Here is a 20,618-nt window from a genome sequence, read left to right as displayed (position 1 = left end):
TAAAAATTATTCGTTAGAAATATATTTATAAGATAATTTCTTTTTTCCTGAGCTGGTAATAAAACCAAATTTTTTCTGAGGATTTGTACGCCAAGGAAGTCTACCTAAGACTTCTTTGGGAACAACATCAAAATCATATAAAGTCCATGACATAAAAGGAATTGAATTTTCTGTCATTATTTTTTGTACTTCTTTATAATAGTTTGCTTGTTTTTCTTCAGACCCTACAAAAGGTCTCCAAAAACCTCCGTAAGAAGATAACCCAAACTCTTGTAAAATGATTGGTTTGTCTTTTATTTCTTCTTTTAGTTTTAAGTACTCGTTTTCAAGTTCAGCTAAGTCTTCATAATAATGAAAAGAAACTACATCTACTTTATCTTTTAAAATAGTAGCACTTCTGGTGTTAGACCACCCAATAGTTACAGGGTGTTTTTTATCAATAGCTTTAATTAAAATAATCATAAAATCTAACCAAGCTGTTACGTTTTCTTTTCCCCTAGAATTAAAATCTAAATTGGGTTCATTTTTAACGTCCCAAGCTAAAATAGCCTGATGATCTTTAAAAGTTGCTACAATTTTTTCTGCATGTCTTTGGTTTAATGTCCAATCTAAAACATCATAATTACCATAAAAATCAAACAAAGTAATTACCACTTTTAAGTCTTCTGTTAAGGCTGTATCTAAAACTTTTTTTAGTTTTTCTAACTTTTCAAATTTTACATCTGCTTTTCCAAAATCTTCATAAGGCACAAAGATTCTAATGGAATTTAAACCTGCTTTTTTTATAATTCTAAAATCGTTTTTAATAATATTGATGTCAAATTTATCTCCATACATATCCCATGGAGTTGCTTGTGGGTAGTAGTTAATCCCTTTAATATTTGTAAAACTTATTGGGTTTTTTTGAGAGCTGTCTTTAAACTTTTCTGAAGCTTCTTTAACTACGTGTCTTATGCGCCAAAAACCATCTTCTAGCAATAAAACGTATCTATAGGTTGAAACTTCGGTAGCTTCTAAAATTATTTTTTCGTTTTTAAAAACTTTTTTATATTCTAAAGCACTTGAGTCTTTTAGTACAATTAATTGACCGTCTTCACTAAAAAATTCAATATCTAAATTGTGTTCTAAAGTAGTCGCATCAATAGACGTTTTATTTAATTTATTATAATCTAAAATATTGTAGATATTTTCTCTGGCACTTTTAGTAAAATAATCTTCTATACCAACTCGTGTATTTGTTTTGTAGGCAATTTGCTTTACGTACCAAGCATCTAAATAATCGTTTTCTACTGCATTTATTTTTTGCTGACTTATTTTTCTTCCTTCGTTTCCGTCATTTTTCCAAGTTACTTTTGGTAAATATTGTTCTACCTTTTTAACTTCTGTATGTAGCATTTTACTTCTGTCTGCACCCGTATTTAAAAAACTGTATAAAGAACTTACTAAAAATAAAAGAACACCAATTATAGCAAGGTAAGTAAGCATTAAAACACCTCTTAGAATTTGTTTGTTCATTTTTACCATAGTTTAAAGCTTTTAAATTCTTTTTTAATACCTGCAGTTTCAATTATAATTTTATAGACATCATTTTCAAAAATATTTGGATCTAAATAGAAGACAGCAAACCCATTTTTAGACTCTTTATAAATCTCATTGATTTTCTTACCTTCTTTATAAATGGATAGTTTTATAGACAATCCGTCAGGAATTATTTGATTCATAAAACTTTTTAAAGGACCTACTTTTATAGTTCTATTGTTGTCTAAAAAAACAATATTGTAATCTTCAATTACTTTTTTGTACTTAATTTTTAAAATATTACTTTCTGCAATACCTATAAAATACGCTTTTATACTCCAACTATCTTCAAAATCTGGATGAATAATTTTGGCATGAGCAACACCATTTAAAGTAGTACCTGTTGTTTTTAAAATATTGCCATTTTTATTGGTAATATAAAATTCTATATAACTACCATCACTTATAATGTTCTTGTTTTTATCTTTTATGGTAGATGTATAAAAGGTTGTTATTTGATTACCATCTGCATATTCATGGTTTCTATTAACATATATTTTAAAATTGGTAGCTATAGCTGGCATAATATTAACATCAAATTCTTTAGAATTTAAGCCAAAAGATTCTGAAGAAATAATCATTCTTCCACTTTTTTTAGGGGAAAAAATATTTTTATATCCAATTAATTTGTCGGTTAAAATAGGTTGTTTTTTTTCTGATTTTAAAAATTGATATTTTACATCTACTTTACTATTGTCTCTAATAGGATTGTCTAAACTATCTGTTGGTATTACAACTAACATAGTGTAATCAGATCCGCCTGCATCTATACTTGGTGGGCCTAAATAGGTCTCTATAGTTGTTGGTTGTTGCTGAGAATGAATAAGAATATTGCCAGAAATATCTTCGGAAGTATTTATAATTCTCCAAGACAATATGCCTCTTTTATTTGATAAAAAAGTAGGGATTTTAAAAGATACTTTTTCTTTTAAAACAGTTGCATCTAAAACAGTGGTACCATAGCTATTCGAACAATATAATTGAAGTATAGTATCGTTTTTTACATGAAACTCAAGTGAAACTTTATCACCAACAATAAAATCTGTTTTTGTTGATATTAAAGAAATAGCTGTTTGCTTGGTTGTTGTTTCTTGGGCAAGAAAAGAAACAACAATTAATTGTAAAATGATTAGAAAAAAAAGTTTTTTTAATTTCATTATTTTGGATTACCGATATACATACTTAATTCTATTCTAACATAACTAAAAAGTGGATGCGCTACTTTTTGCAAGTTACCAATAGTCTGATTTTTAACTCTATTAGGTATTATTTTAAAAGCAATATCTTTATTTGGTAACCCATTAACAAAACAGAAACTCATATCATCATTAATTGTTTTTATAGTTGGGTTTAAAGGAATAGAATAGTTAAAACGGAGTTTTCTCTCTTGTCGTATTCCTTCTTTTAAAAATAAATTATCTACCCAAATCATTTCTTTTTCTTCATTATAGAAAGTAATAATCATTTGAGGTACAGTAATTTCTTGAATTCCACTATTAAACAAAGTTCCGCTAATTGTATTAGGCGTTATATTTATTTCACTTAAAACAATGTCTTTAAATAAGTCTGAATTAGTCGTATTTCCTGCAGCTTGCAAATTAAACTTTGTAGGTTGTTCACTTAATTCTACAGGTGTAAACTCATCTGGATTAAATGTTTTAGGAATAGAATCTTTGGTCTTAGACCAAGCGATACCTTCAAAATTAATTCTAAAAGCACTAATTTCTTTTGGCATTAATTTATGCTTTAAAATATGCTTAGCATTGTAAGTTGCTAATTCTTTATTATCATCATTATAAAGAGTTCCTTTTAGAACAACATCTGCAGGTACATTGTCTATATTTTGTACTTCTCCAATAATTGCATAGCGTTTATTAAATTTAATTAATTTAGCAGAAACAATTTCTAAAACGGGTTGTTTTAATACATCTTCATGATGGGTTTGTTCTGTTGTAATTCTTCTTCTACCTTGGTTAAAATAACCAGTAGAATTTTTAGAATAGAGTTGATCTGGAGGTAAGTCTATAGACTTTCTTGTAGGTTTTAAATACCATTTTCCTTTTCTTTTAACAGCTGTTTTAAATGCTGTTTTTGATAATTTTTCTAACGGAGTAATCCATTTGGTTTCTACTTTTAAAGTAGCCAAACTATCTGTTTCTTTTGTAATTTCTGTAGTAATAGCATCTAGTTTTGCATATGAACTAAGCAAACCATCTGTAACAGAAATTTCTAATAGATATTGAGCCCGAGAAACACCACTTTTAGGATCTATATAGCTGTAGCTTTTATTTAATTCTTTAAAATCTATAGCATCATAATAGGCTTTTACTACATTTTCTGGAGACCTTTGTGTTTCATTTTTAATATAAAACATATAACAAGCATACGCAATAACTGCTATTAAAACGACTGCCCAAATATGAAGTGCTTTTAAAACAATTCTAGGAAATTTATGGTAATCTACTTTAAATTTAAAATAAATAGGTACCGCTTTTACCTTTGTTTTTAAACTGTTTACAAAAAGAGACTGTACATTTAAAATAAAGGCAATTAGCACGGTTAAGAAAGGAATTACACCCCAAATTATTTTTACCCAAGCAGGTACATCTTCTTTTGGTAAAATAGAAGAAACAGGAGGGACGTTTAATTTTTCCCAAACCATAATTCCGTTTTCTAATTGCGACAAACGCTGCCATCCGCAGAAAAATAAAACAGGATCATAAAATTTATCATTAGAAAAGATATATTTTAAATTATATTTTTCTGGAGTTGTTAAAAATTGCTGCAAAGAACCAATACCTGCAACTCCCTTAAATTTAGAATTTTCTAAACGTTCTATAGGTCTTGTAGTTAATTCTGGTAAACGTCTTGCAGAATGGTAATTACCATCTACACTCATAGCATTTGTTTGTGCTGCTAACCACGCCATTTGATCGCCAAAACCTAAAGTTAAATAACGCCAATGATCATGAGAATCTTGACTCAAAAAATTAACAATAGGCAACATTTTTATTTTTTGAGGTTGAGAAGGTCTAAAATATCCTAAACTCATAGTAAATATCACCATAGAAACATAGGCGCCTGCCAAAAGACCTCCTAATAATCGATGATAAACTGCACCAAATCTATCTTGAATTAATGTTTTTAAATCTCCTTCTACAAACCTATAAATAAATTCACCAAAAATAGGAATAGACATAATAGAACCCCAAAGTGTAAACCTATCTAAGGTTAAGATATTAAAGGCCGTTTCACCTAAAATAATTTTAGGTATAGGAGTTGTTCCACCAGTTCCTAAAATAACTAACATGGTAAAAGACAAACCAAAGAATAAATATCTTTTACTAAAATAGCGGTAAAAAATATAAGGTAGAATAAATAATAAAATTCCCCAAGGAATTGTAAAAAACACTAAACCAGAAGAAGTTACATCAATAAAACTATCTCTAGAACCATGTGGAATAGGTACTTGTGTAATTGGGTTTAATTTAGAATTCATCCAATAAGGAAAAATGCAAAAAATAATAAGGAATAATGAAGAGAAACCAAAAGCTAAGTTTTTCTTCAACTGTTTCATAAATGTTTTTAAAAATAATAAAAAAGTAACTTCTTTATAAGAATCTACTTCTTCTCTAGCAACATCCATAATTACCGTTCCTATTAAAGGGAAAATAAAAAATAACATTCCAAAAATAGGGGTAACATGATGAGAAGTTACTGTAACTGCAATTAAAGAAAGAGATGTAAAAAAGAATTTATACTTACCCGTTTTAAGCCATAAATAAATTTCGGGTAACGAATGCATTAAAACAGAAACACCAATTATACTGGGCAATTGCCCAAAAATGTGTAAAGTTTCTACAAAAGAAGAGGAGAAAACAGCTAAAATAGCAGCATAACCAGCAACAGTTCTATTAGATGTTATTAGTAAAGAATACCTATATGCACCCGTTACAAAAAGTATAATGGCAATTATGGCAACAGAAAACATTCCAAATTTTAAGCCACCAATTAAAGATAAAGCAGCAATTGTTTGATGCACTAAAGGCGGATAACTTTGTACTGTAAAACCGGTGTACCACTTATAGTTCCATGGCTCAAACCAATGATTTGCATAATGATCTGCAAAAAATAAATGAATTAAAGCATCGTAGGTTGTTTCTAAAGTAAAGAAAATAGTAGATCCATGAAATAGTATTGCTAATAGTATTGCAGTTATTAAATATTTGTTTGATTTTTCTTTCATTAACCGAGCTATCTCTTAAGATAATGTAAATATAAAATATTTTTAAGGATAGTTTTTTTTTTATTTGTCTAAAGTAAACTACCTTTCATCCATGTTAATTTGCTGTTAAAGTGAAAATTAATAAAATTTAGTAGTACTAAAGTACTTTTGTTATGTAATTAAGAAATAAAAAACTCCCAAACATGAAAATATTAGCGATAGATGATCAGAAATTAGTTTTAATCCCTCTAGAAGTTAGATTAAAAGAATTAGGTTATGATGTAATTACAGAAACTGATGGAGTAAAAGGAATTGAATTATTTAATTCTTTTAAGCCAGATTTAGTTATCGTAGATATTAACATGCCAACCATTTCTGGATTAGAAATTGTAAGACATATTAGAGAAGTAAAAAAATCTGAAATACCAATTATGATTTTATCTGGTAATACAGATGATGAAATGATTACACAGGGTTTTGAATTAGGTGCAAATGATTATATGAAAAAGCCTTTAAGTTTGCAAGAAGTTTGTGCAAGAACAAAAAGATTAATTGGTGCGCCAGATATAGATAATAAAGAGAAAAAGTTTAATAATGTATTAATTCAGCAAAGATGCGTTGGAGTTGTTATTCCTTGTTATGATGAAGAAAAAAGACTTTTAAGTAAAGAATTTACAGACTTTATTATAAAAAATTCTGGTTATCATTTGTGCTTTGTAAATGATGGAAGTAAAGATAATACGTTACAAGTTTTAAATGATTTAAGAAAAGGAAGAGAAGACTTTATTACGGTATATGATTGTGAAAAAAATGGAGGTAAGGCAGAAGCAGTAAGGCAAGGAATGTTGCATATGGCTAAGCAAGATGATTTAGATTATATTGGTTTTTTAGATGCAGATTTATCTACAGATTTGGCAGATTTTGATGATTTAGTTTCAACCATAGAAAACTCTAATTATAAGATTGTTAGTGGCTCTAGAATTAGTAGAATGGGAGCAGATATAACTAAAGAATCTGCAAGAAAGGTTATTAGTTTAACGATTAATTATATTATTAGAAAAATACTTTCTATGGATTTTAAAGATACTCAATGTGGCGCAAAAATTTTCCATAAAGACGTTATTGATGTTTCTTTTGGAGAAAAATTTGTAACACAATGGATTTTTGATGTTGAAATTTTTAGAAGAATTACGCTTCATTATGGTTTAGATAAAGCAAAAGAAATGCTATGTGAGCAGCCTTTAAAAAGATGGATTCATGCAGATGGATCTAAACTATCTATGAAAGATTCTGTTAAAATTGTAGGGCAATTAGGTCAAATAGCTTGGTTTTATAGAAAAGGAAAAAAAAAGACTATTAAAAATTAATATATAGAAAAGAGTAATTGTAATTTTTCGAAAGAAGGTTATTCGTGTTTCAAAAAATTTACAAATAAAACTCAAACTTTTTAGTTTGAGTTTTATTGTTTAGGTGAATTTTCTGTATAAAATTAAATTTTTTAGAAACTATAGAAACTGATTAACTTCCGAATTAAAAAAAAATGAATATTTTTACGCAAACTATCAGGTTTTAATTTGATAAAATTATTAGGAGTAAAAAAGATGAAAGACTTAGAAAATAGATTATTTAGAATAGAAGGTAAAGTGCAAAATTATGATTGGGGAGGAGACCGTTTTATTCCTAATTTAGTTTCAGAACCTATAGCACCAAAGACAACGTATGCAGAATACTGGTTAGGGGCGCATTTAAAAGCACCATCAAAAGTAACTACAGATAACGGAAGTGTTTCACTAGAGCTATTTTTAGATCAAAATATAACAGAAAATTTAGGGGAAGATGTTGCAAAGGATTTTGGTAAATTACCTTATTTATTTAAAGTTTTAGATGTAAGTAAAATGCTTTCTATACAAGTACACCCTAGTATTGCTGCTGCAAAAATAGGCTACAAAAAAGAGAACGAACAAGGAATTCCGTTAACGTCAAGTAATAGAAACTATAAAGATGAAAATCACAAGCCTGAAATAATGGTGGCTTTAACAGATTTTTGGTTATTACATGGTTTTTTAGAACAAGAAAAATTAGTAAAAAATTTAAAAGAAACGCTGGAATTAAGTTTCTTATTAAATACTTTTTTAGAAGAAGGATATTTAGGACTTTATAAAAAAGTGATGGAATATTCGCAAGAAGAAGTAAATACAATTTTGAGACCTTTGGTTAAAAGAATTCTCCCAAAATTTGTAAATAATGAATTAGAGAAATCATCGCCAGCATATTGGGCAGCCAAATCATTAGACAATACAGATTCTGAAGATATTGATAAAGGAATTTTTTCTATTTACTTTTTTAATATTTTAAATTTAAGTAGAGGAGAAGCTGTTTTTCAAGATGCAGGTGTACCACATGCGTATTTAGAAGGTGTTAATATGGAGTTAATGGCAAATTCAGACAATGTTTTAAGAGCCGGATTAACTAGTAAACATATAGATGTTGATGAGCTTATTAAAAATACAAAATTCGAAGAAACGATTCCTAATATCTTACTTGGTGATGAAAATATAGCAAACGGAGAAGTTGTTTTTAAAACGAAAGCTAGAGATTTTGAACTAAGTAAAATTGAATTGACAGAAACGGTATCTCATGCATCAACTTCTAATTCTGTAGAAATATTAATGGCTTTAAAAGGAGCTGCTACTGTTTCTCAAAATAAGGAATCTATCTCTTTAAATAAAGGGCAGTCTGTACTTATAAAAGCCAATACAACGTATAAAATTACTACAAATTCTGAGGTAGAAATTTATAAAGCAAGCGTACCAAAATAAAATTTCAAATTAATTTAAAATTGTTTTAGAGTTTTTTACTCTAAAACAGTTTTCTGATCCCAAGAATTTAGGGTTTCCTGCTTCTTCAGACCAAAAACCTTCTAAAATATCTTTATTCAGACATTTGTAAACCACGACTCCTTTATAAATGTGATCCTCAAAGCCCAAGTATTTAAAGTTGATAACAAGAATATTGTTTTTAAAGAAACCTGTTCCTGTTTGTTCTTGAGAGTCATCAATCATCCATTTGGCAACAATTCTTTCATTTTCATCTAAAGTTAAATGAAGTTTTCCTTTATACGAATTTTCATCTGCATCTTGGTTGCTACCAATAATAGCATAGGTACCTACTAAATCTTGAATTGTCATTTTTTTGAAAGGTTTAGACTTTTAAGTTTACAATAATAAGCTATTTTCTTATCATCTAAAGTAAGCAATTTTGTAAACGGACATATTTTATATATTGATGGTGGAATTTTGGCAACCATAGGAAAACCATTGATAGAAGAGTAAAGATAATACCGTTTATTAATTAACGCATAAAGATATAAAAGGCTTAAAAAATAAAATTATTTTTAACACCAATATATAGGTGAGGTAAAGGGAATTAGTTTGCTATATTATTTATTGTTGAGGTTTCCAATCAAAACAAAAACCATACAAGTTATTAAATTTAGTCTTGTTTAATGATATTTAATGTAATTTAGTAACCAAACACATTGTAACAAGTTATGTATAGACTTTTATTTTTTATTTTTTTTATTAATGTTGTTAGTAGTGCTCAAGAATTACCGCCAATAAAAATATTTACAGCAGAAGATTATAAAGGTCAAAATCAGAATTGGGGAATAGCGCAGTCTGAAGACAATTTAATATATGTAGCTAATAATGGTGGGCTTCTCGAATATAATGGAGAACAGTGGCAACTATATACACACATTTCAAACCCCATTTTAAGATCTGTAAAAGTTAAAGACAAAATAATTTATTCAGGTTCTTTTATGGATTTTGGCTTTTGGAAAAAAAATGAAAAAGGACAATTAGAATACAGCTCATTAGTAGAAAAGTTATCAATAAAATTAAAAGAAGGAGAAGAATTCTGGGATGTCAAATTTTATCAAAATTGGATTCTTTTTAAATCCAATACAAGAATTTATTTTGTGAATACTGTTTCTAAAGAGGTTAAAATAATAGAATCTAAAGAAATTATTTCTGGACTTTTTGTGTCAAATAATACCATTTTTTTTCAAAAAAAGAATGTAGGTTTATTTACTGTCCAAAATGGAGAAGAAAAAATTTTCTCAAACGATGCTTTTTTTAAGGATAATAAAATTATTAATTGTTTTTATCATAATAAAGAATTGCTTTTTTTATCCAAAGAAAAAGGTTTTGTTACGGTAAAGGAAACAGGTGTTACACAACTAAAAACGGATTTAAATAAACACAGTTTTTTAATTTTTAGTGCTATTCAATTAGAGGATAAAAGTTTCTTGCTTGGTACAATTTCTAATGGTATTATTTTTCTGAGTGAAAATGGGGAAATTACGTCTAATATAAATCGAAAAAAAGGATTAAGTAACAATACAGCACTTTCTTTATTTCAAGACAATTCTCATAATATTTGGGTTGGTTTAGATAACGGTATAAATTACTTAAATGTATCATCAGTATTTAAAATTTTTGAAGATGAAGATGGCGCTTTAGGAACTATTTATACTTCTTTGTTTTTTGATAATCAACTTTATTTGGGGACTAATCAGGGATTATTTTTTAAAGATAAAAATTTAAAATTTAAGTTAATTGAAAATACAGAAGGCCAAGTTTGGTTTTTGAAAGAAATTGAAGGAAATCTTTTCTGTGGACATGATAAAGGAACGTTTATTATTAAAAATAAAAAGATAATAAGTGCTATAACTAAAGAACTTGGTACTTGGAATATAAAAGAAGTACCAAACAATAAGGATATTCTTATTCAAGGTGGTTATGACGGTTTATCTATTTTAGAAAAGGATAATAGGAGCTGGCAGTTTAAAAATAAAATTGATGGATTTGATATTTCTAGTCGGTTTTATGAGTTTTATAACGATAAATTATATGTAAATCATGAGTTGAAAGGGTTCTATGAACTAGAAATTGATGAAAGCTATACTAAAGTGCTCAAAAAAAAGAAAATAAATATTCCTCAAATAGGGTATGGGTCTAATGTTTTTTCTTTTGGTAATGATTTATTCTACTCATCTTCAGTAGGAATATATAAAAAACAAACTGATGGTAGTTTTAAAGTAGATTCTTTATTTTCAAAAAAAATAAATGATTTAGAGAGTATTACAACGATAAGAAAATTAGAGGAACAAAAGAACACGTTGTATAGCTTTTCTAATAATAATATACTTCTTATAACCTCTAATAGTATTAGTTTAAGCCCGCAAGTAAAAGCAATTCCTATTGCTGGTAGTATCAGAAATAATGTTTTAGGTTTCGAGAACTTAACACAAATTAGTGCAGACAATTATTTAATAGGTACTTCTCATGGGTATTTACTATTAAATGATGCTCTTGTAAAAAAAGAAAAGTACGTAACCATTTCCCTTCAACATGTACTTGTAAATAAGATTGATGGTGTAAAAACTGGCCTTTCGTTGGTGGAAGCACCAGTGTTAGAGAATAAGCACAACAATATAGAATTTTCATATAGTATTTCTAAGTATGATAAAATGATAAAAAACGAATATCAATATCGATTAGAAGGACTGTCTAACAACTGGTCCGATTGGACGGAGAATTCATCTCAATTATATGAGAACCTACCTTATGGAGACTATCTTTTTCAGGTAAGAGGAAAATATGGAAATCAGATAGCAAACATCAAGTCTTTTAACTTTTCTATCGAACGCCCTTTTTATTTAAGTAATCTATACATCGTATTTTATGTAATAGCTGTTTTATTCATTATTGTTTTGATAAATATTTATTATAGAAGAAGGTATAAACTTAAAAGTAAATCTCTATTAGAGAAAGCTCAAAAAGAATTAAAGCTAAAAGAATTAGAAAGTGCTCAAATAATAATGAAACTTAATAATGATAAGTTAAGAGTAGATATAGAGAGTAAAAGCAGAGAGTTGGCAAGTTCTACAATGAATATTATAAAGAAGAATGATTTTTTAAATACTATTAAAACTGAATTGGCAAACAGTGAGAATAAAGATATCTCAAAAGTAGTTAAGATTATTGATAAGAACTTAAACAATACAGATGATTGGAAAATGTTTCAAGAAGCATTTAACAATGCTGATAAAAACTTTCTAAAAAAGGTAAAGGACAAACATACAAGTTTAACACCAAACGATTTAAGACTTTGTGCTTATCTAAGGCTAAACCTATCTTCTAAAGAAATAGCTCCTTTATTAAACATTTCTCCTAGAAGTGTTGAAGTTAAAAGATACCGATTAAGAAAAAAAATGGGTTTACCTCATGATGAGAACTTAACAAACTACATTTTGGAGATTTAATACCCAAACATTACTTTTTTTTACCAATACAACACCTATACAAGGGTAATATAAACATGTTTTGGGTTAATATTTCATACATTCTGTAAGCCTTGTGTTTATTAAGGATTCAGCATTTTTTTGCCATTTTATTTGTGATGTATGTTTTTTGTTGTGGCTGTTTTTGTCATTTAACTATAATTTAACTATAATTTTATAATCAAAATAATAAATACCTTATTCATGAGAAAACAAATCACGTTATTACTCCTTTTACTTATAGGTTTTTGTGCTTCTGCGCAAACTATAGCAGTAAAGGGTGTTGTTAAAGATGCTAAAACGGGTGATCCATTGCCGGGAGTAAGTATATTAATTAAAGGAACAACAGTTGGAACTGAAACAGATTTTGATGGACTTTATAGTTTTGCCAAAGTGGAGGAAGGAGCAACTTTTGTATTTAATTATTTAGGATATGCTGCAAAAGAAGTTGTGGTAAATCAACAAACTTTAAATGTTTCTTTAGAAGAGTCTGCAGAGGCTTTAGATGAAATTGTAGTTGTTGGTTATGGTAAACAAAAAAGAAAGGATGTTACAGGTTCTGTATCTATAGTAGGTGAGAAAACTTTAGAAGCATTAAAACCTATTGATGCAACAAGTGCATTGCAAGGAACAACTTCTGGTGTTGCTGTAAATCTTTCGTCTGGAGCACCTGGTGCAAAAGTAAATATCTTAATTAGAGGGGTTAGTTCTAATACTAACAACCAGCCATTAACTATTGTAGACGGTTATGAAGGTGATTTAAATAGTATCAATCCAAATGATATTGAATCTATAACTGTATTAAAAGATGCCCAGGCTGCCATTTATGGTATAAAAGGAGCTAATGGAGTTGTTTTGGTAACTACCAAAATTGGTAAGAAAAATAAAAAAGCAACTGTAAAATACGACTCTTACGCTGCTTTTCAACAAACTACTAAAAAGTTAGACTATTTAAACGCAACGGAATATGCATTGGTTTTAAATGAAGCGTATGCAGCAAGTGGGCAAACATTACCTTTTAGTAATGTAAGTCAACTAGGACAAGGTACCAACTGGCAAGATGAGCTTTTTAATGATGCTATGTTAATGAATCATAATATTAGTTTATCTGGTGGTGGAGAAAGTTTTAGATATTTTATTAGTGCATCACGTACCGAGCAAGATGGTATTATAGCCAAAGAAAAATCTAATTTTATTAGAAACAACATCAAGTTAAACTTAGGTGTAGATATTAGTGAAAAATTAAATTTTTCTGTAATAGCAAACTATTATACGAGTGCTTCACAAGGTTTTGATGAATCGCTTTTATTTAATGGTTTAAATTATGCTCCTACTTTTGGAGTAAATGAAGAGGATACAAATAACTTTTTAGGAATTGAAGTTGTAAATCCTTTATCATTATTAAACAACACATTTGGTGAAAATAACGGTAACGGAATTGAAGGAAACTTTAAGTTAGAATACAAACCAATTGAAGGTTTAAATATAGTTTCACGTTTAGGATATAAAATTTATAATGAAAAACAACGCACGTTTACACCAATTCAAGAATATGGTTCTAGTAAGGTGTATAATAAAACGCAAAGTTCGGTTTATCAATTTAAAGCAACTTCTACACGTGTAAACTGGGAAACATTTGCAACATATCAAAAAACATTTGCAGAAAATCACAATACCACTTTTACGTTAGGTACAAGTGTACAGAACGATTTATTTGATGGTATTTACACTACCGGATTTGATGTGCCTAATAACTCTTATGAATTTGCAGATATTAGCTTAACAAATTCGCAAAGTGAACAAAGAAGTTTAAATACAGGTAATGGAGATATTAGGTTAACCTCTTTCTTTGGTAGAGCTCAGTATGATTATAAAGGGAAATATTTATTTTCTGGATTAATTAGAAGAGACGGTGCTTCTGTTTTTGCAGAAGATCAAAGAGTAGATAATTTTTGGTCTGTAACTACAGGTTGGAAAATTTCTGATGAAAACTTCTTAAAAGATAATAAAACGATTAACTTTTTAAAATTAAGAGCAAGTTACGGTACTTTAGGAAACTTAGTTGGGGATAACTTATACAGATCTTTATTAGATGGTGAAGGTGAGTATGTTTTTAACGGAAGTTTAGTAGATGGTACTGCACAAGGAGCATTGTCTAATCCGTCTGCAACTTGGGAAACCGCAGAAAAATTAGACATTGGTTTAGATATGAATCTATTTGATGATAAACTGACTATTGTTGCAGATTATTTTGAAGAAACAAGAAAGGATTTACTAATTGAAAACTTTCCAGTTTCTGGTTTGTTAGGTTCAGGCGCAGCAGGAGGGGAAAACCCAACAGTAAATGCAGGTACTTCTAAAAATACAGGTGGAGAATTGGCAATTAACTACAATGCTATTTCTAAAGAAGATTTTTCTCTAAATTTTGGATACAATGTTACCTATGTTAAAAACAAAGTAACAGACGTTTTAGACGACGCTATTGTAGAAGGAGGTGATTTTGGAATCGGTAACCTTCCTATATCAAGAATGGAAGTAGGACAACCAATTGGTTATTTCTTAGGCTTACAAACAGATGGAATTTTCCAAACGCAAGCAGAAGTAGATGCACATCCTTCGCAAACAGGGCTAGGAGCAAGTGTTACTTCTCCCGGAGATATCAGATATAAAGATACAAATAACGATGGTGTTATAGACTTTGATGATCGTGTTAATATTGGTAATCCACAAGCAGATTTTTATATGGGATTCAATGTGTCTGCAAAATATAAAAACTGGGATTTCACTTCTTATTTATATGCAGAGCTAGGAAAAGACATGGTTAGAAATTTTGAACGTTTTTTACCAAATGTGAATAAACCCGCTTATTACTTAGATAGATGGACAGGTTCAGGAACAAGCAACTCGGTACCTAGGTTAACTAATGATGCTACAAACAACAGACTGTTTTCAGATTTCTTTGTAGAAGATGCTTCTTTTTTACGTATGCAAAATATACAAATAGGATACACTTTTGCGCCAGGTTTATTAGAAAAAGTAGGGCTGTCTAAATTAAGGTTATATACTTCTATCAATAACTTATTTACGCTAACAGACTACACTGGTTACGATCCTTCTATTAATGGCGGAGCAATTGGTGCAGGTATCGATTCTGGTAACTATCCATCTGCTAGACAGTTTTTGTTAGGTTTAAATGTTGAATTTTAAAAAATAAAAGATGAGAAATTACAATCAAATAATAAAATTAGGATTCATCTTTATGGCAAGTTTACTTCTTTTAAGTGCTTGTTCTGATGACTATTTAAATAATTCTAAAATTTACGCGGAAGATTCTGAATCTTTTTTCAATTCAGAAACAGATTATTACAATGCTTTGGTAGCAGCTTATGATCCTTTACAATCTACATTTAGAAATGTATTAATGGGAGAAATAGCTTCTAACAATACTTTGTGTGGTGGAGAAACAGCTACAGATGTTCCTGGATATCAGCAAATAGATGATATGACGCATACTCCTGTTAACGATCAACTTCAAGACCTTTGGAGCCTAATGTATGGAGGTGTTAATAGAGCCGCTTATATAATAGAATTTAAAGATAAAACCGACTTTACAGGTAAAAATGTAATTCTTGCGGAAGCTTATTTCTTAAGAGCGTATTATAATTTTGAATTGGTAAAATGGTTTGGAGACATTCCTATTAAAGCAGACGGTCGTTTTGTTTTGGGTGATGAAAAAACAATACTAAGATCGCCAAAAGCAGATGTATATGCTTTAATTGAAGCAGATTTAGAATATGCAATTGCAAACATGACGTATACAGCGCCTCAAGTTGGTAGAGCAACAAAAGGTTCAGCTCAGGCATTATTAGGAAAAGTTTATTTATATCAAGATAAATTTGATGAAGCTGCAACTGTTTTAGAAAGTGTTATAAATAACGGAGGATATGTTTTAGAATCTGATTATGACAAAATTTTTGAATTTGACGGAGAAAACGGTACAGGTGCTGTTTTTGAAGTACAATATACAGATACACAAGGTGCAAGTTTCGATTGTTTACAGTGTAGTGAAGGTAATGTTGCTGTTGGTTATCAGGGTGTAAGAGGATATGAAGGGAGTTTATTTACTTCAGGATTTAGTTTTAATGTACCAACTCAAGAAGTGGTAGATGAATTTGAAGATGGAGATAAGAGAAAAGAGGTTGCTATTTTAGATATTGATGCATGGGCAGCTTCAACTGGAGCAAAATTCACTACAGGTTATGAGCATACAGGTTATTTTAATAGAAAATATCTTCCTAGAAAAAGAAGTGAAGAAGCAGCAGGAGACTTAAACTTAACAAACCCTAATAATTATAGAGCTATTCGTTTTGCAGATGTTTTATTAATGGCAGCAGAAGCTAATAATAGAAAACCATCAGCAGATGATGCTAAAGCTAAAACGTATTTAAATAGAGTGAGAGAAAGAGCTTTTGGTGATGCAGATCATAATATTGTTACAACTGGTTCTAACTTAACAGCTGCAATTTATAAAGAGCGTAGAGTAGAATTAGTAGGAGAAGGTCATCAATTTTTCGACTTGGTAAGAACAGGTAGAGGGGCTCAAATACCAGGTTTTACAACGGGTAAAAATGAGGTTTTTCCAATTCCGATTGAAGAAATACAATTTTCACAAGGAAATTGGAAACAAAACGATAAATACTAATAATTATGAAGAAATTAAAAATAATATACAAAGCATTAATACTACTTTTGATTATTAATGCTTGTTCAGAAGAAGATAGAGATTTAGGTTTCTTAGATAATGTAGTAGCTCCATCTGAAGTTGCTGCAAGTTATAATCTAGCGCAAGATAACTCTGGTTTGGTTACTATTTTACCAACTGCGGTTGGAGCTACCATGTTCGATGTGTATTTTGGAGATGCATCTGCAGAAGAAAAAGGGGTGGAAGCAGGTAAAATGGCGCAACATACTTATGCAGAAGGTACTTATAATGTAAAAGTTATAGCCTATAATTCTAAAGGAGATACAGCAGAAGAAACACAAGAATTAGTAGTTTCTTTTAAAGCTCCAGAAAATTTAGAAGTTACTATAGAAAATGATATTGCAATCTCTAAACAATTAAATATTACTGCGAAAGCAGATTTTGCAGCTACTTACGATTTTTATTCAGGAGAAGCAGATGTAGCACAACCAGCAGCATCAGCTAATATTGGAGATGTCATAAATTATCAATACGCTACAGCAGGTACTTACAATGTAAAAGTAATAGCTAAAGGTGGTGCAATTGAAACAACAGAATATACCGGTGAGTTTGAAGTTACTGCTATTTTAGCACCTTTAAAATCAGCAAATACACAACCAGCAAGAGACGCTGCAGATGTTATTTCTATTTTTAGTGATACCTATACAGATGTTGCAGGTACAGATTTTAACCCGAATTGGAGCCAAACAACTGTTTATACTCCTTTTGAGTTAAATGGTGATGCTATGATTCAGTATAGTAATTTAAACTATCAAGGAATTCAAATTGGTGAAACACAAGATATTTCTGGTATGGAGTTTCTTCATTTAGATGTTTGGACTGCAGATGCTACAGAATTAGATACCTATTTAATTAGTGTTGCAAGCGGAGAGAAAATGATAAAAACAGCATTAACAAAAGATGCTTGGACAACGATTAACATTCCTATTTCAGCATTTACAGAGCAAGGTTTATCAGTAGATGATATTCACCAATTCAAGTTTGAAGGTTCGGGGTCTGTGTTTATAGACAATCTTTATTTTTACAAAGCGAGTTCAGCGCCAGTTACTGGTGTAACTCCATTAACTTTTGAAACAGATTATGAATTAAGTTCTTTTGATGGTGGATCTGCTTCCGTTATTGCAAATCCAGATGCAAATGGAAATTCATCTTCTTCAGTTTTAGAACTTGTAAAAAATGCAGGTCAGCTTTGGGCAGGATCTAAAATTACAATTTCGTCAACATTTGATGTTTCTAATACAACAATTACTGCTAAAGTTTGGTCTCCAAGAGTAGGTTTAGATTTATTGTTAAAATTTGAAGATGCTACTCCATGGCCTAATACTGTGTCTTCAGCAGAAATTACAGCAACTACAACGGTAGCGAATGCTTGGGAAGAGTTAACGTTTGATTTTTCTGGAATAAGTACTAGTGTAGATTTTAATAATCTAGTTTTAATAATGGACAACGGTACGGAAGGAGATGGATCATCTGATTTTACTATTTATGTAGATGATATTTCTACAAGTCCTGTTTTAGATTTCGAACCAGAGTTTATATTAAGTTCTTTTGATGGTGGTGCAATTTCTGTAATTGCAAATCCAGACACAAACGGAAACGCATCTGCAATGGTTGCACAAATTGTAAAAAATGCAGGTCAACTTTGGGCAGGATCTAAAATAACGGTTCCAACTCCGTTTAGTTTTACTAACGGAACAAGTGTAAAAGTTAAAGTTTGGTCTCCAAGAGCAGGTTTAGATGTATTATTAAAATTTGAAGATGCTACTCCGTGGCCAAATACCGTGGCTTCAGCAGAAATTACAGCAACTACAACCACAGCGAATGCTTGGGAAGAGTTAACGTTTGATTTTTCTGGAATAAGTACTACTGTAGACTTTACAAACCTAGTTTTAATAATGGATAATGGTACAGAAGGAGATGGTTCTGCTAATTATACTATTTATCTAGACGATATATCACAATTTTAAAATAATGATTATGAAAAAACTTAAAAATATTTATATAATCTTATTTTCTTTAATGACAGTTCTTTACGGTTGTCAAGAGAATGAGCACGAATTCGGAGAAATTGTTTCTCCAACAGACATCGTAATAACTGCAGAAGTTGTAGGTGTAGATGCTAGTAATCCTTACGGTGACGGAAGTGGTTCTGTAAATTTAATTGCAACAGCTGCCAATGCTTCATCTTTTATATATTATTTTGATGGAGTTGCACAAGCTTCACCTTCAGGGATCTTAACAAAAAGGTTTTCTAAAGTAGGTGTAAATTTATATACCGTTGTTGTAAAAGCAAATGGTACAGGTGGCGTTTCATCAACAAAAACAATAGATGTAGAAGTTTATAGTTCTTTTTCTGATGTGGAGGCAGAAAACTTTTTAAGTGGTGCTAATGTAGGTGATAGTAAAAAATGGTATTGGCAAGCAGATGTTGCTGTACATGTAGGTATGGGACCAGCTACAGATGACTATGGGAATGGAGAGTTTGCATATGAGGCTTGGTGGAATGGAATTAAGGCTTGGGATGATGAAAAATCTTGTATGTATGATAATGAGTTTGTGTTTACAAGAACTGCAAACGGACTTACTTTTGAGCAAACAGTTGGACCAGCTTTTATACCTGGTACTTATGGAGATTTAATAGGTGTAGATGGAGATCAATGTTATGATGAAACGGTAGCAACGACAATGTTTGGTGTGAAAACAGTTGCTTTTGGACCATCAACATCTAAAGCAGGAACAGAAGGGACTTATAACAACGCATCATATAGAGGTACTGAATTTGAAATTTCTGATGGAGGTTTTATGGGATGGTATGTAGGTGCTAGTACTTATGATATTATTTCGATTACTAATGATGAAATGATTGTTAGAATTATAGAAAATTCTGCTTCAGGAAGTGGTGCTGCTTGGTATCATAGATTTACATCAACAAAACCTGTAGAAGGCGCAACTACTCCAAATTATACTTTTAATGAGTTAGTTTGGGAAGATGATTTTAATACAGATGGAGCTCCTAATGCTGCAAATTGGACCTATGATTTAGGTGCAGGTGGTTGGGGAAATGGAGAATTACAAACTTATACAGAAGCTGAAGAAAATGTGAAGGTAGAAGGTGGTTCTTTAATTATTACAGCTAAAGCTGATGGAAGTGATGGTTATACTTCTGCAAGATTAAAATCTCAAGGATTGTATCAATTTAAATATGGTAGAGTTGAGGTAAAAGCGAAGTTACCGGCTGCGGCAGGAACTTGGCCAGCAATTTGGATGTTGGGTTCTAACTTTCCAACTGTTGGTTGGCCACAATGTGGAGAAATTGACATTATGGAGCAAACAGGAGATGATAAAAACACCTCTTTAGGAACTTTACATTGGTTTGATGATGCTAGTTCTTCTAATGCAAGCTATGGTGAAACTACTGCGATTTCTAATGCAGCTTCAGAGTTTCATGTTTACAGTATGGAATGGACAGAAGAGTCTGTTAAAATTTATTTAGATGATGTTATGTTTTATGAAATGACAAACAGTGAAACATTGCCATTTAATGCAGATTTCTTTTTAATTCTTAATGTAGCCGTTGGAGGTACTCTTGGTGGAGATGTAGCAGATACATTTACAGAAGATACCATGGAAATAGATTATGTAAAAGTGTATCAATAATATTTTTTGGTTTATTTAATAAGGTCAGTTTTTTATGGCTGGCCTTATTT

The 20,618-nt window shown here is 30.2% G+C and carries 11 protein-coding genes and 1 pseudogene; 8 read left to right on the top strand and 4 right to left on the bottom strand.

Features of this window, described 5'->3' with window-relative positions:
- Positions 1 to 6 precede the first annotated feature (6 nt).
- The 3 genes from KV700_RS04075 to KV700_RS04065 are packed head-to-tail and all read right to left on the bottom strand — an operon-like array spanning position 7 to position 5,824.
- Positions 7 to 1,524 (bottom strand): glycoside hydrolase family 2 TIM barrel-domain containing protein, encoded by a 1,518-nt coding sequence (locus KV700_RS04075; RefSeq protein ID WP_218599286.1) that lies wholly within the window; start codon positions 1,522 to 1,524, stop codon positions 7 to 9.
- Complete coding sequence (locus KV700_RS04070) at positions 1,518 to 2,735, bottom strand: hypothetical protein (protein ID WP_218599285.1); 1,218 nt, start codon at positions 2,733 to 2,735, stop codon at positions 1,518 to 1,520. The genes KV700_RS04075 and KV700_RS04070 overlap by 7 nt, the downstream gene beginning before the upstream one ends.
- Positions 2,735 to 5,824, bottom strand: coding sequence for a hypothetical protein (locus KV700_RS04065; RefSeq protein ID WP_166382267.1), 3,090 nt, complete (start codon positions 5,822 to 5,824; stop codon positions 2,735 to 2,737). Before KV700_RS04065 ends, KV700_RS04070 begins: the two co-directional genes overlap by 1 nt.
- Before the next feature lie 182 nt (positions 5,825 to 6,006).
- Between KV700_RS04065 and KV700_RS04060 the strand changes: the two genes are divergently transcribed.
- Positions 6,007 to 7,170 (top strand): response regulator, encoded by a 1,164-nt coding sequence (locus KV700_RS04060; protein ID WP_218599284.1) that lies wholly within the window; start codon positions 6,007 to 6,009, stop codon positions 7,168 to 7,170.
- A 234-nt stretch (positions 7,171 to 7,404) separates the two neighbouring features.
- The gene (gene manA, locus KV700_RS04055) at positions 7,405 to 8,622 is read left to right on the top strand and encodes a mannose-6-phosphate isomerase, class I (RefSeq protein WP_218599283.1); all 1,218 of its coding nucleotides are present in this window, start codon (positions 7,405 to 7,407) and stop codon (positions 8,620 to 8,622) included.
- A 9-nt stretch (positions 8,623 to 8,631) separates the two neighbouring features.
- Here manA and KV700_RS04050 read toward each other — a convergent pair whose 3' ends face one another.
- Positions 8,632 to 8,991, bottom strand: a complete 360-nt coding sequence (locus KV700_RS04050) for a hypothetical protein (protein ID WP_218599282.1) — start codon at positions 8,989 to 8,991, stop codon at positions 8,632 to 8,634.
- A gap of 39 nt (positions 8,992 to 9,030) precedes the next feature.
- Between KV700_RS04050 and KV700_RS04045 the strand changes: the two are divergent.
- From KV700_RS04045 to KV700_RS04020, 6 genes and pseudogenes are all read left to right on the top strand, one after another.
- Positions 9,031 to 9,135: pseudogene (locus tag KV700_RS04045) on the top strand (gluconate 5-dehydrogenase); the annotation flags it as partial.
- Positions 9,136 to 9,353: 218 nt separating this feature from the next.
- A complete protein-coding gene (locus KV700_RS04040) occupies positions 9,354 to 12,131 on the top strand; it encodes a triple tyrosine motif-containing protein (RefSeq protein WP_218599281.1) in 2,778 nt (925 codons plus the stop codon).
- A gap of 222 nt (positions 12,132 to 12,353) precedes the next feature.
- Positions 12,354 to 15,356, top strand: a complete 3,003-nt coding sequence (locus tag KV700_RS04035; RefSeq protein WP_218599280.1) for a TonB-dependent receptor — start codon at positions 12,354 to 12,356, stop codon at positions 15,354 to 15,356.
- A 52-nt stretch (positions 15,357 to 15,408) separates the two neighbouring features.
- The gene (locus KV700_RS04030) at positions 15,409 to 16,851 is read left to right on the top strand and encodes a RagB/SusD family nutrient uptake outer membrane protein (RefSeq protein ID WP_254712999.1); all 1,443 of its coding nucleotides are present in this window, start codon (positions 15,409 to 15,411) and stop codon (positions 16,849 to 16,851) included.
- Between the two features lie 5 nt (positions 16,852 to 16,856).
- Complete coding sequence (locus tag KV700_RS04025) at positions 16,857 to 18,878, top strand: PKD domain protein (protein WP_218599278.1); 2,022 nt, start codon at positions 16,857 to 16,859, stop codon at positions 18,876 to 18,878.
- Between the two features lie 10 nt (positions 18,879 to 18,888).
- Positions 18,889 to 20,568: a family 16 glycosylhydrolase gene (locus KV700_RS04020; protein ID WP_166382283.1), complete on the top strand. Its 1,680-nt coding sequence runs from the start codon at positions 18,889 to 18,891 to the stop codon at positions 20,566 to 20,568.
- Positions 20,569 to 20,618 lie beyond the last annotated feature (50 nt).

Source organism: Polaribacter sp. NJDZ03 (assembly GCF_019263805.1).
Lineage (GTDB): Bacteria > Bacteroidota > Bacteroidia > Flavobacteriales > Flavobacteriaceae > Polaribacter.
Note: the sequence above shows the minus strand (reverse complement) of the source record. Positions and strands in the feature narration are given on the sequence as shown.

What these genes read in the sequence shown, in the direction of transcription:
- KV700_RS04075 (WP_218599286.1), bottom strand. Translation starts at nt 1,524, where the DNA reads ATGGTAAAAATGAACAAACAAATTCTAAGAGGTGTTTTAATGCTTACT.
- KV700_RS04070 (WP_218599285.1), bottom strand. Translation starts at nt 2,735, where the DNA reads ATGAAATTAAAAAAACTTTTTTTTCTAATCATTTTACAATTAATTGTT.
- KV700_RS04065 (WP_166382267.1), bottom strand. Translation starts at nt 5,824, where the DNA reads ATGAAAGAAAAATCAAACAAATATTTAATAACTGCAATACTATTAGCA.
- KV700_RS04060 (WP_218599284.1), top strand. Translation starts at nt 6,007, where the DNA reads ATGAAAATATTAGCGATAGATGATCAGAAATTAGTTTTAATCCCTCTA.
- manA (WP_218599283.1), top strand. Translation starts at nt 7,405, where the DNA reads ATGAAAGACTTAGAAAATAGATTATTTAGAATAGAAGGTAAAGTGCAA.
- KV700_RS04050 (WP_218599282.1), bottom strand. Translation starts at nt 8,991, where the DNA reads ATGACAATTCAAGATTTAGTAGGTACCTATGCTATTATTGGTAGCAAC.
- KV700_RS04040 (WP_218599281.1), top strand. Translation starts at nt 9,354, where the DNA reads ATGTATAGACTTTTATTTTTTATTTTTTTTATTAATGTTGTTAGTAGT.
- KV700_RS04035 (WP_218599280.1), top strand. Translation starts at nt 12,354, where the DNA reads ATGAGAAAACAAATCACGTTATTACTCCTTTTACTTATAGGTTTTTGT.
- KV700_RS04030 (WP_254712999.1), top strand. Translation starts at nt 15,409, where the DNA reads ATGGCAAGTTTACTTCTTTTAAGTGCTTGTTCTGATGACTATTTAAAT.
- KV700_RS04025 (WP_218599278.1), top strand. Translation starts at nt 16,857, where the DNA reads ATGAAGAAATTAAAAATAATATACAAAGCATTAATACTACTTTTGATT.
- KV700_RS04020 (WP_166382283.1), top strand. Translation starts at nt 18,889, where the DNA reads ATGAAAAAACTTAAAAATATTTATATAATCTTATTTTCTTTAATGACA.